11 protein-coding genes are annotated in these 17,536 nt (G+C 37.6%); 4 read left to right on the top strand and 7 right to left on the bottom strand.

Annotation, left to right across the window (positions count from 1 at the left end):
• Window positions 1–6: 6 nt before the first annotated feature.
• The 4 genes from M9949_00540 to M9949_00525 form a co-directional block, all read right to left on the bottom strand.
• Entirely contained in the window at window positions 7–594 is a 588-nt protein-coding gene (locus M9949_00540) for an RNA polymerase sigma factor (protein MCO5249893.1), read from the bottom strand.
• Window positions 595–772: 178 nt separating this feature from the next.
• Window positions 773–1,702 carry a 1,4-dihydroxy-2-naphthoate octaprenyltransferase gene (menA, locus tag M9949_00535; GenBank protein ID MCO5249892.1) on the bottom strand — a complete coding sequence of 310 codons (930 nt, stop codon included), beginning with the start codon at window positions 1,700–1,702 and terminating at the stop codon, window positions 773–775.
• Window positions 1,703–1,761: 59 nt separating this feature from the next.
• Window positions 1,762–5,019 carry a glycosyl hydrolase gene (locus M9949_00530; GenBank protein ID MCO5249891.1) on the bottom strand — a complete coding sequence of 1,086 codons (3,258 nt, stop codon included), beginning with the start codon at window positions 5,017–5,019 and terminating at the stop codon, window positions 1,762–1,764.
• 71 nt (window positions 5,020–5,090) lie between these two features.
• On the bottom strand, window positions 5,091–10,124 hold the full coding sequence (locus tag M9949_00525; GenBank protein MCO5249890.1) for a choice-of-anchor D domain-containing protein: 5,034 nt from the start codon (window positions 10,122–10,124) through the stop codon (window positions 5,091–5,093).
• 196 nt (window positions 10,125–10,320) lie between these two features.
• Between M9949_00525 and M9949_00520 the strand changes: the two genes are divergently transcribed.
• Both M9949_00520 and M9949_00515 read left to right on the top strand, forming a co-directional pair.
• Entirely contained in the window at window positions 10,321–10,572 is a 252-nt protein-coding gene (locus M9949_00520; protein ID MCO5249889.1) for a prevent-host-death protein, read from the top strand.
• The gene (locus M9949_00515; GenBank protein MCO5249888.1) at window positions 10,569–10,841 is read left to right on the top strand and encodes a Txe/YoeB family addiction module toxin; all 273 of its coding nucleotides are present in this window, start codon (window positions 10,569–10,571) and stop codon (window positions 10,839–10,841) included. Before M9949_00520 ends, M9949_00515 begins: the two co-directional genes overlap by 4 nt.
• A gap of 233 nt (window positions 10,842–11,074) precedes the next feature.
• Here M9949_00515 and M9949_00510 read toward each other — a convergent pair whose 3' ends face one another.
• The 3 genes from M9949_00510 to M9949_00500 form a co-directional block, all read right to left on the bottom strand.
• Window positions 11,075–12,370 carry a T9SS type A sorting domain-containing protein gene (locus M9949_00510; protein MCO5249887.1) on the bottom strand — a complete coding sequence of 432 codons (1,296 nt, stop codon included), beginning with the start codon at window positions 12,368–12,370 and terminating at the stop codon, window positions 11,075–11,077.
• A gap of 561 nt (window positions 12,371–12,931) precedes the next feature.
• Window positions 12,932–13,546: a thioredoxin family protein gene (locus tag M9949_00505; protein MCO5249886.1), complete on the bottom strand. Its 615-nt coding sequence runs from the start codon at window positions 13,544–13,546 to the stop codon at window positions 12,932–12,934.
• Window positions 13,547–13,587: 41 nt separating this feature from the next.
• On the bottom strand, window positions 13,588–14,436 hold the full coding sequence (locus M9949_00500; GenBank protein ID MCO5249885.1) for a hypothetical protein: 849 nt from the start codon (window positions 14,434–14,436) through the stop codon (window positions 13,588–13,590).
• 84 nt (window positions 14,437–14,520) lie between these two features.
• Here M9949_00500 and M9949_00495 point away from each other — a divergent pair, with 84 nt between their 5' ends.
• Both M9949_00495 and M9949_00490 read left to right on the top strand, forming a co-directional pair.
• Entirely contained in the window at window positions 14,521–16,425 is a 1,905-nt protein-coding gene (locus M9949_00495) for an alpha-amylase family glycosyl hydrolase (protein ID MCO5249884.1), read from the top strand.
• A 91-nt stretch (window positions 16,426–16,516) separates the two neighbouring features.
• Window positions 16,517–17,530, top strand: a complete 1,014-nt coding sequence (locus tag M9949_00490; GenBank protein ID MCO5249883.1) for a hypothetical protein — start codon at window positions 16,517–16,519, stop codon at window positions 17,528–17,530.
• The last annotated feature ends 6 nt before the right edge of the window (window positions 17,531–17,536 follow it).

The following is a 17,536-nucleotide window of genomic DNA, read 5'->3' as shown; positions in this document are numbered from 1 at the left end:
TCCATCTTAATCAGCGTTGCTGAAAAGTGGTTTTACATATTTCATTATTTCTTTCATAACTCTGTGGTTTCTCATTTTCACTGCCGAAAGCCCTATGCCCAATTCTTGAGCTATTTGGCTTTGGCTCATCCCGCCAAACCATTGCATGATGAATGTTTCGCTGTATGCGTCGTCTATTGTAGCCAATACCCCTTTGATGATACCAATGATTTCGTCATTCTCGATTTTTTCTTGAAGATTAAAAGGGTTCATTAATTCGTCAATATCTTGAATGTCACGATATTCTATTGTTATATTTTTGGAAGATTTGTGATTACGATATTTGTCTATTGCTAAGTTTCTGGCTATTGTATATAAAAATGGGAGTATCGAATCAAGCTGTTTACCTTGTTTTATTGCCGTTATAAACTTCAACCAAGTTTCTTCAAATAATTCTTCGGATTCATGAATATTTTTTGATTTATAGGTGCAGTAAACATTCAATTTTGCAGCATATCTATTATAAATGATATCAAATATTCTACTGTCAAACCCGTTGTTGGTCTTGAGTTTTGCGATTAATTCTGCATCAGTATGTATTGTAAAATTGGTCATTTGATTTTATTTTTTGTACCCTTCTACTTATACAAACGTAACTACAAATCAAACGGTCACAAATTAAAATATGTGCTTTGGAGTTGAATTATTTGAAGAATTATAAATGCTATTTTAACCAAAAAAAAAAGCAACCGGCATTTAAGCAGGTTGCTTTTTAAAAGTAAAAAATTGATTCTCAAAAATAATACCCCAGAACGAGCCCTATTGTGTATAGTACACCGAAAAGGAGGTGCAATTGGGCACTTTTCACGTCACCCATCATAATTGCTTGTGGGTTTGATTGGTCGGCTGTTGCTATCATTTTGATATTATCTATTGCCGGTTTGAGACTGATTAATACGAGCAATGTCCATAATGGAATGAAACCGGTCGCAGCCATTACGACAACCGAAACATAGGCTAATGCAACGATGGCAATATATTCGATTTTTGTAGCTTTTGCACCGAGCAAAACTGCTGTAGTTGTGATTCCGGCAACTTTGTCATGTCTGATGTCTCGTAAATTATTTGCTATCAAAATTGATGCTACAAGGCATCCAACGGGTATGCTTATCAAAAATAGGTTGTAGTCAATGATGCCGGTCAATGCGAAGTTTGCACCGATAACCATAAGTGGTCCGAACATCAAATAAACGAATAAGTCACCGAGTGCCACGTATTTGTAGCCGAATGGAGTTCCTGTATAAAACATTCCGCCGATTAGACCGATAATCCCGAGAATTAACATTGGGTAGCCATGATATGCAACTAAAATTAATCCAAGGGCAAATCCTAAGGCAAATGAAGCGTATCCGCCATAAAGCACTGTTTTTGGTTTCATCAAACCGTCAACTAAAATACGGCTCGAACCAAATGTTTCGGGACGGTCAACACCTTTTTTGTAGTCGAAATATTCTCCGACTAAATTTGTACCTGTGTGAAAAAGAATGCCGGCAATCAAAATAACCGGAATAAGTTCCCAATATATTACACCGACATTATTGAACAAAGCCCAAGCTATCGCTACTATTATCGGGACGATTGTAGCGGGAAATGCAAATGGGCGAATCGCTTGCACCCATAAGCTGACTTGTGTTCTATCAGGAGCCATTGATACTGATGCCATTTATACCTCTCAAAAATATTCTTGAATAAAAAATTGTCAACGAATTAATCTTTATTTTATTAGTTATTCCTAAAAATAGGGAATCTACCCGGAGTCCACGGCGCATTCAATCGGTCTAATTCATTTTCTAATGATTGCAACTCACCTTCTTTGATTAGTTTAAGCTCATTGATTACACCGGTCAAACCTTCTGCTGCGATACTATAACTTTGCTCGTTTGTTACAGTAGGGGTGGAGCTTGTGTACCACGTTGTAAATACGATATATCCAATTCGACTTGCTATATCGAGTTTTTGATTTCCGGCTCTCTTGCTGATTGTGCTGTTGCCATTCAATTTTAAATTTATATCCGACATTTTGCTTTCGAGCGAGTTCAATCGTCCAAGTAAATCTGAACTTGCTCCCGGAGTGTTTTTATACGAAATTTTCATTAATTTAATTCGCTCATTCATGTCTTTCATTGTACGGTTGCTGGCTTCGACTGCTGCTTGCAATCTAACTACTCGATTTTGGAATTCCACCAATTGTTCTCTATTTTCAGCGGGTAAAGTGACGTGATTGAGTGGTTTGCAAATGAATTCGACTGCTTCGGTAATAGGTATAATTTTTCCGTCAATAACTTTCGACATCGAAACATAGTATTTGCCGGGCAATACGGGCATTCCTGAGTGAGTGTTCGGATTTGTCGTTGCGCTTACCGGATAGGGGCTTGGATAGCGTAAATCCCAACTAATGCGATTCAATCCGGCTTTTGGGGTCTCTTTTAATTGGCGGACAACTTCCTTGTTTGAATTCATTATAGTAAATATCAAATATGGTGCTTCTTCTTCATCTTCTGCTCTAAGCTCAGCCCATGTTGGATAGGGAAGAGCTTTCTTTTCTTCTGTTAATTTTTTGGCACTATCCAATCGAATTTGCTTCTTTGTTTTTGGCGCTTCCTTCATATAGTAAGTGAAAATAGCTCCATAGGGTGGATTTTCGGCTCTGTAAAATGTTTCGCCTTCGTTGCGTCTGCTTTTTGCGGATTCGGGAATATACATCAAAGCATCTTTTACAGGAAAAATTGCTGCTTCTTTTTCAAGGAAATCTTTGTTAATTTGGCGGAGCGGTGTGTAATCATCAAGTATATAAATCCCACGCCCGAATGTGCCCACGACTAAGTCTGATTCACGCTCTTGAATATCTAAATCGCGAACAGCAATTGTTGGGAATTTGCCCTTCAAGCTGACCCAATTCTTACCGCCGTCAATTGTGAAGAACAAACCAAACTCTGTACCTGCAAACAACAAATCGGGATTAACATGGTCTTCTTCGATTGTCCAAACGGGACCGTGCTCGGGCAAATTACTCGAGATTGAGGCCCACGATTTTCCTTTATCGTTTGATTTTAAAATGTATGGCTTGAAATCAGCATTTTTATGATTATTAAATGTTGCATAAACCACATTTTCATTATGTGCAGATGCCAACAAATCGCTTACATAGGTTGTTTCCGGCACACCCGGGAATTTATCGAATTTAGTCCAATTAGCACCGCCGTCCTCAGTCAATTGAATCAGTCCGTCGTCCGTCCCAACTATTAACATACCTTCACGGATAGGCGATTCGACAAGCGATATTGTATTGCCGAACAATGAAGTTGATTGATTCTTTGCAACAGCTTCGGGCATCCAAACTTTGCCCATTACTGATAACTCGTCGCGTGGAATTTGTCGAGTAATATCTTCGCTAATTTTAGTCCACGAATTGCCTCTGTCATCACTACGGTAAACCTTATTCGCCGCAAAGTAAAGCCGAGTATGCAAATGTGGGCTTATTATTAGCGGAGTATCCCAGTTAAATCTCAATTCCTCATCTTTTTCGGGTTGTGGTTGAATTCCGGTGATTTCGCCGCTTTTGCGGTCGAATCGTATCAAATTACCATATTGCCATTGTCCATAAACCAAATTTGGGTCTGTTGGGTCAATTTGCGGTTCATAACCGTCTCCGCCAACCACGAAGAACCAATCTTGGTTCAAAATTCCATATTGATGTGTTGTTCTCGATGGTCCGGCAAGCGAATTATTATCTTGTGTGCCACCGTAAACATAATAAAAAGGTTCGGAATTATCCGCTTGAACGCGATAATACTGAGTTACGGGCAAATTTTCGAAAAATCGCCAAGTTTCTCCCTTGTCATATGTTTCGTATAAACCGCCGTCACCGCCAATTATCATATATTTATTATTTGTCGGGTCGATAAAAAGTGCGTGGTCATCGACATGTCTTTCTTTCAAACTCAGCCTTTTCCAAGTTTTTCCGCCATCTTCGGTTACTTGTGTATATGTATCAAGTGAGTAAATTAAATCAAATTGAACAGGGTCGCAAACGATTTCCTGATAATATTGCGGGCTCGTGGAAACGTAGCTGCTTTGTTTAGACCACGTAGCTCCTCTGTCGGTTGATTTATAGAAGCCACCTTGCTCTTGGGCTGCTTCGACAATTGCATATATAACATCGCGATTCATTGGAGAAATTGCAAGACCGATACGCCCTAAATCAACGGAAGGCAAACCCTTATTGATTTTTACCCAATTTGCTCCGGCATCGGTACTTTTATAAATTGCACTTTCGGGACCGCCGTTGATTAATGTCCAAACGTGGCGCCTTCTTTGGTATGCCGAGCAATACAGCGTGTTTTTATCCATCGGGTCAACAACAATATCCGAAACGCCAGTGTTTTCGCTTATAGTCAAAGAGGCAGTCCATGTTTTGCCGCCGTCAATCGTTTTGTACAATCCTCTGTCACCACCCGGTCCCCACAAAGGTCCTTGTGCAGCTACGTAAACAATGTCGGAGTTGTCGGGGTCAATAATAATTTTCCCTATATGCTCCGATTTTTTTAGCCCCATGTTTTCCCAAGATTTACCGCCGTCAGTGGACTTGTAAATTCCGTCACCCCATCCGACGCTTCGTTGGCTGTTATTTTCGCCTGTGCCTAACCATACGATGTTCGTATTGCTCGGGTCAATCGCAATGCATCCCATTGAGTATGAGCCATAATTTTCAAAAATTGGTGTGAATGTGATGCCATTGTTTGTGGTCTTAAACACATTGCCCGAAGCAACAGCTACATAAAATTCGCTTTTGTTGTTTGGATTGACTGCAATATCCGAAATTCTGCCCGAAGTAAGTGCCGGACCGATTAGCCTGAGTTGTAATCCTGAAAAAGTACCCGAAGACATTTTATCTTCATCAGTCTTTTCTTTTTTTTGGGACATCAAATAATTGCTTGGTAGGGCTATGAAAACGATAAATAGAAGGATAAAAACTTTCATGAAAATAATTCCAATAACTTGAAAAAATGATAATTTTAAAATTAACACTTTTCAAGCATTTTATGAAATAATTATCTTAAAATTGTCATTTTTTTATTTAGTTCGAGATTTGGTCCTATGAGTCTGTAGATATAATTACCCATAGCAAATCTGGAGACGTTGAAACTAACTTCAAATAAACCTGGTTCTAACTCCGCTTCAAAGACTAATGCCACAAAGGCACCGGTAATATCAACAATCACCAATTTGTGAATGCCGCGCTCAATTGCCGAGAATTTGAATGTAGTAATTTCAGCAGCCGGATTGGGATAATTTTGCAACAAATTGAATACGCCCGTATTTGCAACCAAACGGACGCCGCCTTCCAAACAAAGTGAATCCAAACTAAAATAGCCCGAAACTTCCTCAATGGAAATTTCTTCTGAGGAGATTGCCACCGAGTTCTGAATTCTGATTTCCGTATCTGTAGTATCACCCAAAGTGGCGAGAAAGGGAATTTCAATTGCAGTCTCACCGTCAATTGGATTTGCTGGCAAAACTATTTCTAAAATTCTATAATTGCCGTCCAAAGTTCCTTTGTCTTCAGTCAGAGGATACATAATTTTGGAATTGAATCTCAATTGTGTTTTATAGCCTTGAGTTTGTGGCAATCCAACATCGCTCGGTGAATATAAATATAGTGGCAACATCACTGTATCGCCGGGTTTTGCCGAAATATTTCCGGCTTTGATTCCCGTAGAAGCCAATCTACGAACATCGGCGAATAGTTCGAGTGATAATTCATAATCGCACGGTAAATCGAAGTTGAATTTTTGGGTATAATTATTCCCCGTCGTTCCACCTTTGAAAGTGACAAATAGGGTAGAGGAGCCACCGGGTGCTGACATTTGGGGAATTATCGAATCAATTGAAAAGTGTGTGCTTTCAATCGGGTATTCCCAAAAAATAGGGATATTACTTTTATTATTTATAGTCGTAGTTTCGTGATATTCTTTGTTTTGAATCAATGATTCGAAAAATAATGGTGAAGGTGTCAATTCAATTTCAATATGTCCGGCAAAAGCATTGATTTCAATCAGATTTATACCTTCTACCGAATTTGTAGCATTTGATTCAATTGCCAAATAAGTTTTTTTAATGCCGGGCGTTTGCGGTGCAAATATTATTCTTACAATTCCTTCGTTTCCTGCATCAATCCTGTCGCTTGCGGGCAAACTAACAATTGTAAAATCAGCAATATCGCCATTTGAAAAATAAATATTATCAATAAATAGCGGCGTGCCACCTGTATTTGTGATTTCAATTGCATATTCAGGGCTTTGAGCATCGCAAATTAAATCAGGCAAATTCAAGAAATCAAGTATTTGGATTTGTGCCGAATTTGGTCCAACATAAGCATCAACGATGAGAGATTGGATATTATGGCAAGTATCGCGGAAATCAAATTTGGTATCAAAATATCCTAATGTTTGGCTGCCTAAAAATGTAACTGTCACTTCCGAACTATCATTGGGTAGCGTATTCATCGGGAAAATACTTTCCACAACAAACAAACCATTTGATTCGGGTAAAGTCCAAAATATTGGAATTGTGCCCGTATTGCGTAATTGGAATGTGCGAGTTTGGCTGATATTTACATCATCAACTAAAAATCTTAGCTTATTTTGCGAAAATTCAAATTCGGATAATTCGCGTCTTCCAAGAATATTTTTCGTGTGAATTGTTTTCCATTCATTTGTAATGTTTGTTTCTACAAGGATTTGCGCCTGGTCAAATTTTATTTCCATGCTTTCATAAATCACTATAAAGCTGGTCGAGTCACCAATCGGAACCAAAAAATTAGTCGCCGAAAGTTCTAATTGAAATTTATTATTCGGATTATTTTCAATTGTAATATTTTTTATTTGTAATTCGTGATTGCCAATATTGTAAATAAAGATTTCTTTCCGCCCGATACTGTCGTCGCAAAGCACTTTGATTTCATCCATATATCCTCCCGAGAAAGCTAATGCAGGGGCAATTCCTTCCCCATGTAATTCAAAGTCGTATGTCAAATTTTCAATTACATTATTGTTTTCACTCACTTCGGTAACTAAGAGTTTTGACGTTTTCCCACTTACCTTAGGAAGGAATTTCAAATTAATATCTCTAAAATTATTCTTAAGTATCGTAGTACCAATCAGTTCCGAGAAATCAAAATCATTAGTTTCGGGGATAAAATCTGCAATTGAATTTATAGTGTAATCAAATTCGTCGGACAGATTCCGTATTCTTATTGATAAAGAGGTCGAATCGCCCAATGGCACTTTACCAAAATCAATAATATCGGAAGTGCTGAGTAATATTTGCTTGCCGATTCCATACCGCAAGACTGATTTGAAAACCCCTGCACTTGTGTAATAAAGCAAGGTATCAGCCTTTCGATTCACATCTTTAGAATTGGTTTTTAATTGTGCAAATAATTCCAAATTTTCATCTTTTGCTAATTCAATCGGGAAATAATTAGAAAATCTGTAAATTGCTTTGAAATTATCTATCGGGTTTACATTATACTTAACGGCAATCGAATCAATTTTTATCGTCGCGGAATTTCGATTAATGAGTGCATTTTCAAAAACAATATTTTTAATAAAATTACCATCAACTCTGTCTTTGTAGTACAATGCTCCAAAATCTAAAATCGCTGTTTCGACATTTGGCAAAATAATCGAAAATGTGTTGTCCGAAATATCAATTTGTGTAAATTGATTTTCAAACGGTAAATCGTCCGGCGACCAAATCAATACTTCGCCATCAATAGTCCCACTTGCAATTTTATTCCCGTCATAGCTCCATTCAAATGTACTCACAATATTGCTATGATAATTGAATCTGTGCTTTACCATTCCGGTAGCAGGTTCCCAAAGTGAAATAGTGCTGTCCAAACTTGTCGTAGCCACGTATTTGAGTTTTGGGTCCCACGAAGTAATCATCACATTTTTGCTTGTATTTTGCATATTTAAAACTATGCTTTGCGTTGACAAATTCCAAATCGATATTGTTTCCAAATCAGATGCAACGGAAAGAGTCATCCCCGAAGCATTAATCGACACGGAATTGACTTTTGCATCGGAATTTTTGAGCACTGCCACGGAATCATCCGCTAAATAGCAAATTGCAATATTGCCGGAGGAATATCCTGCAACAATTAAATCGCCCTTTGGAGACCATTTTGCGTCATTTGCTCGGGAATTATCAGGAGTATAAACCTTTATAACCGAGCGACTTATCGCATCAAATATTATTAATTGTCCGGATTCAGTAGCTGCCAATAATTGCAGTTTTGTCGGATGCCAATCAATTTTGCTTATTATTTCATTATTATATGACAAAGTAGTCTTAGTCTCTATATCAAGTCTAATAATATGAATTACGCTATCATTTCTTGAAATATGTGCAACATATTGGTCATCAAAACTCAAATCCATATCAATTATGCTGAATAAACCACTTGCAATTGTGGCGAGTGGGTCAGCCTTTGCAGGGTCCCAAATTCGGATAAATCCGTCTTGACCGGCTGTGAATAACTGAGTTGATTGTTGATTCCATTGCAAAGATACTACGCGGTTGTTTAATCCATTTAGCCTAACGATTTTTTTTGTAGAACCCTCTTTGGAGAGATGTCGCAAGCGAATTTTATTCTGGTCATTAATTCTGCTTGGGACAGGATTCCAATTGAAGCTCATTTGGTCGCCGATACCGATTGTATTCCAGAAATTTCCGTTATCGAAAGTGTGGTCAATCGTAACTTCATCTGTGGGCAAAATTCCTTCCCACTTTATGTCGTAATTGCTTCCTGCAAATAGACTTTCGCCACCGTTTGGCTGCAAAATCTTGAGAGTTTTGACAAAATTGGGCGAAAATACCGAACCACCTGCCAGATGAAGAATCGTTTCATCGCATAAATCGCTTTGAATACGCACTTGACCATATTTATACGCTGTATCAGTCGGCGCATATTCGATTTCCAGCTTCAATGTAGAATCTTTCAATATTGTAAATGGCGTAGCGGGTTTATTAACTATCCTAAAGGGCAAGTCTATAGCCATATTAAATACTTTCAAATCCGCATTTTTAGCCGTTAAAAATAGCGAATCTCTACGGATTTGGGGTGATTTGACAATTCCAAAATTGATGCTCGTCCCTTTAGCAAATGCAAACCCGGCTTTATGTTTATTGAGCGTAAGATAATTAATCTCGCTATTAATTCCCGAATGAGATAGCATGACTGAAGCTATTTTAGTGCAAGACTTGTCGTAAAATGAAATCTCGTTTGGCTCAAACCCTGCTGCATGAAGAGATATTCCGCTTAAAGCATTTTGAAAATTTTCAGCATCGGAGATTTTTTCAAAGTAAGTTCCGCCTGTTAATTGGCATAATTTCTTATAATTATCCGACGCAAAGCCGTTTAGCACAATTACATAATATGCAACATCGGCAGCGATTAAATCATCAAGCTCGAAATTGGGCAAATCGTCGTAAAATTCATCAAAAACTAAGATAACTGAGGCTTTTCTCTCCCGATTTGCAATTAAATTGCCCAATAAAGGGTACGAATTTCCTTTTAAAATTAAATTTGAAATATCTTCCGTATTTGAAAATGGCAAATCATTCAGAGCAGTTGTGAGCTTTGTCTTGTCATCGCTAAAATCGCTCAGAAGTATAAGAGATTCGGAGTAGCCTACAACTGCACTTTGGCTGCCGTTATCATCTAACAATGTCAGGTAATGCTGCCACGAATCTCGGATTAGCTGCTGTTTCGATTGCATTGATTCTGACAATGACATGCAAAAGACAAAATCGTTAGCCACCGGTTCAACACTGGCATTACCGGCGATGAACTCAAAATCCGCATTTCCGAATGAATTTCGAAGAGATAGCTCCGATGAAAGCACATCTATTGGGGTATTTCCCTCCAACACGTAAAATTGGCTCGAAATCTTAGGATAGTTCTCATTCGAAGTGCCGAATGAAACAATTTTGTCAACTTGGGAAAAGGCAAAAGAATGCAGTATCGCAACAAGAGCAGCGATGAGTATTGCCCGGACTGACAATTTTGCATTCACTTTAAACCCATATCAAAAATTCACATTATCAAATCTAACAAAATTAACAAATTCTTTACTTATTGCCTAACATAATATTTAGACTCATTCAACTATTCTAAATTGTTATGAGGTGGATATTGGAAAAACTTGAGTTTTAGCAAATAATTAAGCTCGAACAACGTGTGTACCAATATGGTAACAAAAGGAGGTAAATATGATTATAATTAGCAGTCGCGAGTTCAGGCAAAATCAAAAATATTATCTTGATTTGATTGACAAGAACGAACATGTAATTATCCAGCGCGGAAAGGACAAATCGTATAAAATTTCTGCGGTAGATGCAGATGAACGCTTAATGTCTGAGGCGGAATTCATTGAGAAAATTAAAAAGTCAATCCAACAAGCTAAAGATGGCAAATTGAAACTAATTTCGAAAGAGCACCAAAATGAATTGCTCGGTTTATGATATATAATATTGAAATTACAGAAGTTGCTGAGAATGATATCCGAAAACTTAGAAAGTCAGGTGATAAAGCATTACTTAAGAAATTGAATTTACTTTTTGATGAACTTAGGGAGCATCCTTATACGGGAAGTGGCCAAATAGAACAACTCAAATTTTTTAAAGAGCCTACATTTTCTCGGAGAATCAACAGGGAACACAGATTAGTTTATAGAGTTTATGATGATACCGTTGTTGTGATTGTTTTGAGTTGTTTCGGGCATTATGTTTAGTTGAATTTTGGATTTAATAAACATAGCCCACGAATTCATTCGTGGGAAATTGAAATAAAATGCACCTCACCCGACCCAAAATTGTAGGGACTGCAACAGCGTTCTGTCCAAATATTGGTCATTCTGAGCCGAAGGCGAAGAATCAAGTTTTCATAAAATTCATGGATTCTTCACTTCGTTCAGAATGACATTTTCCTTTGATGTGCCACACCTGAAACCTACGGACTACTCTCTCAAAATTTTATAATCTTATGGCTTTGCTTGTTATCGGTGCCGATGACGGTGATGAAATATGTCCCGGGTACTAAATCCGCTATGTTGATTTCAAGAACACTTGCATGACCTATTAATCCCTTTCTCAAGATTCTGCCTTGCATATCGCTAACATTCCATTTACCCATCACAAATTCAGGAGTTATATTTAATGAAACAATACCATTTGATGGGTTGGGATAGACCTTGTTAGATTCTTGAGACATTGCATCTTCTACTCCCACAGTCCCGTCAAATTTATATGCTATCAATGCAAGACCGGTCCTTGAATACCAAGCATTTGAATCTGCTAAGAAAGGTCCTGAAGCTCGAAATTTTAAAGATTCAAATCTATCTTCTTTCAAATTATATATTTGGTTTACATATTTTAGTTGGGGATCGTTTACTCGGTATATTATCTTAGTATCGTCCATACTAATCGTAAAGGATAAGTTTGGATACTCGCTGATTCTAATATTCTTCACTATAGTTCTTGTGTCAGGGTCGAATATACGGATATAACTATAAACTTTGTCGTCACCCGGAAGTTTCACCTCTTCAGGAAATGCCATTTTGTTTGATGTGTTGAAATATTGATAAGGGAAGTGGCTACCTTGCGGAGTACTGGCTCTGAATATTATTTCCTTTGTCTGCCTATCGTATATTTGAAATAAACCCGGACCATTTTTTATAATCCAGAAAGAAGTAAAATTGAAATACCTGCTATCATTAGTAAATTCTTTACCAAAGCTTATCATACTTTGCTGACTTCCGATATGTAAGCTATCCTTCACTATTCCTGTATTCAAGTCACTAAAGTAAATCATCTGTCTTGGAGAGCTGTAACTGATAAATTCATTATCGGGAGATATAAAATATGTGCCGACACCATCAATTGGAATGTTTAATAATTCCCTCGAGAGTGATTTAGATTTTGTGTCATATTCTCTTAATATTTCATCAACTTGATTATAAACGTAAAATTTGTCACCTAAATAATTTGTAAATAAGTACATCTCAGTTTCTGAGTCTGTCACATACACATTTTCTCCGGTTTTCAAATCAATAAGATAAAGAGTCGTTAATTTAGGCTTTGAATTATACTTTGACATAACAATCATCCTGCCTTGTTTGCAAACAGTAAAATATGTCAGGTCAATATCATCTCGTCTCCAAATCTCTTCAAGCAATTTGGGTTCGCCTTGCGTCCATAAAGGAGTGAATTGGCATAGTAATAATGTCGTGATAGCGGCTACAAGGAATGATTTCTTTTTCATAACAGCTTCCAATATATTTTTTTTAAATATAGGAAAATTTTCCCATTTTCCAATATTTAAAATACACATTAAAAAGCAATAAAGTTACAAATTATTTGAAAAAAAATGTGTTTAGGGGCAAAAAAAACTAAATCACCTCACCCCGACCCTCTCCGAAGAAGAGGGAGAAAGACCCGAGTTGTAGGGACAGAACAGCGTTCTGTCCAATTAATGGTCATTCTGAGCCGAAGGCGAAGAATCAAGTTTTCATAAAATTCATGGATTCTTCACTTCGTTCAGAATGACAAGACACATGGATTCTTCACTTCGTTCAGAATGACAAGACACATGGATTCCTCACTTCGTTCAGAATGACAAGACACATGGATTCCTCACTTCGTTCAGAATGACAAGACACATGGATTCTTCACTTCGTTCAGAATGACAAGACACATGGATTCTTCACTTCGTTCAGAATGACAAGACACATGGATTCTTCACTTCGTTCAGAATGACAAGACATCTACAGCAGCCAAAAAAAAAGCTGCCCATTTGGACAGCTTCGTTTTAATAATTAGAAAATCAATTTGCGTATTTGACTGAACAACCGTATGGAGTGCTTGTTTTGGTGGAAATAGCTTTGCCGGACATTCCTTCGTCAAGTGCTTTTTTGACATAATTTTCGGCTTTGGCGTTGTCCGCAATATCTGTGGAGCGGATGCTGTCTATCGCACCTTGGTAAACAAGCTCGCCCTCGGGATTGATTATAAACATGTGTGGCGTTGTTTTAGCTTCGTACTTTTTGCCGACCGTCCCATCTTCATCAATTAAATATGCTGTCATATTTACGCCCATTTCGCTCAAGCGTTTGTTTATTTCATTCTTGTCGAAATTACCTTGTTTGCCGGGAGCAGAGGAGCAAATTCCCAACCAAATCACGCCTTTATCGGTATATTGTTTTTGAATATTTTGCATGTTTTTTTCCTTGTAGTGCTTGACTACAAAGGGACAATCGAAGTTAATCCATTCCAAAACAACCCATTTACCCGCAAAATTGTCCAATGAATGAGTTCCACCTTTGGAGTCCACGAGTGTGAATTTTGGAGCTGCTTTACCCAACTCCGCTTTTTCTGCTGCCGTTGAAAGCGAAACGCTCATCAAAAGCAAAACTATTACCGAAATCATTAATTTATACATAAAATGTCCTTAAAAATTTTAAAAAAATTATTTATTTATTTTTACTTATTTATTATCGGAATATCAATATAAATAGCCCTATTTGCCTTATCCGCGATTATTGCCGTATCGGAGACAATCAGCCCTTTAATTCTCTCGGGATTTGCTTCCCTGTATTGGTCTAATTCCAATCCAAATGTAGTCGAAATTCCTGCTTTTGTCAATTTTTGCTCTGCACCATTTACCATATAACCTTCCTCTATTGGAAAGAATGTCAAATTTTTGGAATGATGTAATTCACCTGACAAATTAAGTGTTAACCTGTCTCCTACTATCGAAGCCGCAGCACTTACAGGATGCTCTCTAAGTGGTAATTCTGAGGTAAATTGCCCGAAAAGTGGCAGTTTTTCAATATTTAACTCGTGCATATGCGTTACATTTATCGTAAAGCTCTGCTTTTTACTTCCGGTCAAACATTCTTCCTTGCAAACTAAGAATTTGATGAGTGCATCAATTTTCACATTTCCGTGAACAGCATTTGGGGCAATAGTAATGGGAATCAGATGTAAAACTTCCTTTTCGTAGCCATAATTTGCAAATTCGTCGAACTTGATTTTTTGTGGTATCGGGAAAATCATATCGGAGGAATGCCATCCTTGGGGCAATTTTAGTTCGACTACTGTCGGCAAGCCTGCATCACCGGGATTTTCCCAGTATGTATGCCAATCTTTTTGAATTGTGAATTTGACTGCAAGCAAAAATGTACTGCCCGGCAATGCTTTCACATGGTCGGTGAACAATTCGATTTTCACCAAATCCTCAGCTTTGGGCTTTGGGTCTTTGGATAGCAGTAAAATAGGAAGAGTCGCAGCAAATACAAAAACTAATATCGCTAATTTTATAATTTTCATTGAGGGTGATTTTTAAATATAACATTCTTTACATAATAATACGTATTTTTGACATTCATATTTTGTTAGACAGGGGTAATTTATATGTTGCAGGGCTATTTGAGCATTGTTGAGAAAAGACTAAAAGAACTGAAAAAAAAGAAACGCAAGGAATTTGCTTATCATATACCAAAATTATGGCATGATACGGATGAAATCGGCTCAGAAAACGTGAATCCATTCGATTTTTATTTGAATAAAATTGAAGCCATTCGCAATTCCGAAAATCAAAGCGTGACAAATCCTCACAAGCCGATTATTTATAATATGTTCTTGAGATATACAGCAACATTTGACCACAATGCCGACGGTACAATCGGTATAGAGCCACTTGAAACGGGTTTCAGAGAGACGGGCACTTTCCTGAAAGGCATCGCATTACTCCCATATATCAAATCGCTCGGCACTACAATCATATATTTACTCCCGGTGACTTCAATCGGAATTGACGAAAAGAAAGGAACGCTTGGTTCGCCATACGCAATACGCAATCCCCTGAAAATTGAAGAAACACTCGGCGAGCCAATTTTGGACATTGATATCGAAGTGCAATTTAAAGCATTTGTCGAGGCAGTTCATATGGCGGGAATTAAGTTGGTCACTGAATTTGTATTCAGGACTGCGTCTGTGGATAGCGACCTATCGCTCGAGCATCCCGATTGGTTCTATTGGATAAGCGATAAAATCAACAACAGAGCAAAGGATGCGAAAAATGAAAAGCAATATGGTCCGCCGATTTTCAATAATCATGAACTTTCGACGATTAAAAATAAAATAAAATCCGGCGACTTAAAGCACTTGCCGCCACCGCACCAAGTTTTCAAAGATATGTTCACCGAAACACCCAAGAAAGTTGCGCGCGTAGAAACAAAGATTCGCGGCTTACTCAACAAAAAGGTTGAAGTGCGGATTCCCTGTGCATTTGCGGATTGGCCCCCCGACGATGTGCAGCCTGTCTGGAGCGACGTAACTTACACACGAATGTATGAGCATAGCAATTTCAATTATATCGCATATAATACTGTGCGGATGTACGATTTGGCATTGGCTAAGGAAAATTACGAGGTGAAAGAGCTATGGGATTTCATTGCCGATATCATCCCCTATTGGCAGCAAAATTTCGGATTGGACGGAATGATGATAGATATGGGGCATGCACTCCCCGAAAAACTTCGCAAACGAATTATCAGCGAAGCCCGAAAAGACAAACCCGACTTCATTATTTGGGAGGAAAATTTTGTACCATCGAAGCAATCTGCCGATGAAGGCTATGATTGTGTTGTGGGATATTTGCCCTTTGACGCACATAATCCCGAACGAATCAAAGATTTGATTAGACGATTCCAGCACAATGATTTTGCGGTTGATTTTTTTGCGACGCCTGAAAATCATAATACTCCAAGAGCGGCAAGCCGATTCGATGATTCAAACTTCTCGGCAATGATTTATGCACTATGCATGGTGCTTCCGGTGCCACAATTCATTCATTCAGGATTCGAGTTAGGCGAACAAAATCCGGTAAATACGGGATTGGGATTCACTATTGAGCAAATCGAAAAATTCCCTGCCGAAACGCTGCCCTTATTTTCCAATATTGAGATGAATTGGCTAAATAGGCAAAATATTATAAATGCGATTAAATCCGTTAACGAATTTTATGCAAAATATCCGGAAATATTCTCGCAAGAATATGAATTCATGTTATTGGAAAGCTCACAGGATGTTGTAGCATTTTTGAGACGTGCAAAAAGTTGTAACTCGGAATTGTTATTCGTGGCAAATTTCAACCCTGAATCGCCGCAATCAGTGCAAATTTCCAGCATGGAAGGAAATATTCGTTTCGAGAGCAATTCCGGTCAATCATATGAAGTTGAAGACGGCAGATTGAATTTCAATTTGAATTCATTTGAGTTTGTGTTTGGCTTTTTGGAGCAAGCTGTCAAAGAATAATAACTAAAATATTTTGTTATGAAAATCAATTTGATTACATTTAACATACAATTGTAACACATTTGTTTTAAATCATGTTGGTGGGGCTACAATGATGGATTCCCTTAAGTATTTCATTGCGTTCGTTATATTAGTAGCAGCATTTCAGTCAAGGAGTTTTGGGCAAAAACCACCGTGTTGGTCCGATTATAATGATTTATATTTCAGATTTGAACATCTACCTTATAAACCTTATATAACTGATGATATGCCTGAAGATGTTCGTGTCGGATATATTTTGCTTGATTCGGTAGAGAAAGATTTTCCGGATATAAGGTTTTTTGCTCATAATGTTCGTCAACACGAATACGATACACTTCGCTATATAATGAAATATTTATACAAAGTAGTTGATTATAATCCTATACTTTTTAAATTAACATCTAATTATATTTCAGCAAATACAATTATTGACCAAATTCACAACACTGCGACTGAACATTCGCCCAAACCCTATCTTGAAAAATTACTATTAGAATCCTCGATAATTGCTCATGTATTTGTTGAGGACACTTTGAATTTTATTGAACATGGTTCCGAAAATACATCTTCAATTGTAACTTGTTCCATACTTGATAATATTAAAGGGAAGGTATTGCCGGAGGCTAAAGTAAATAATCTTAATCCTCTTACACTCGCAAATAACACAAATAAATTAGAAAATTTACCAAGTAATTATTTGCAATTCACATATAGACTTGAATGGGGAAGATTGCCTGAAAATGAAGTCATTGCCTATGATGTAGTACATACACTAGTTGATGAAGATGGAAAAGTATTATACCCTCCAATGATGATGGATTCAACAGGAAGCGGCTGGGTAAAAAAAGGTAAAGAGTATATCGTATTTCTGGACTTATATTCAATTTGCGATGATTCAAGCTATTCATACTTAACTTTAACTCCACGCGTGAGGTCATCCGCAACGTGCAATGTTTACCCAATTGAAAATGGATATGTTATTGACCCCGTTAACGAACTTGGTTTTGGCGAAAGAGTTGAAGTAAATTTATTTAAAAATTTATTAAATCAGCGAATAAATGAAATTGTAAGTTACGGCGATTAATGGGAG

Source organism: Candidatus Kapaibacterium sp., assembly GCA_023957315.1.
Lineage (GTDB): Bacteria > Bacteroidota > Ignavibacteria > Kapaibacteriales > UBA2268 > PGYU01.
This window is presented reverse-complemented; position numbering and strand designations above follow the sequence as displayed.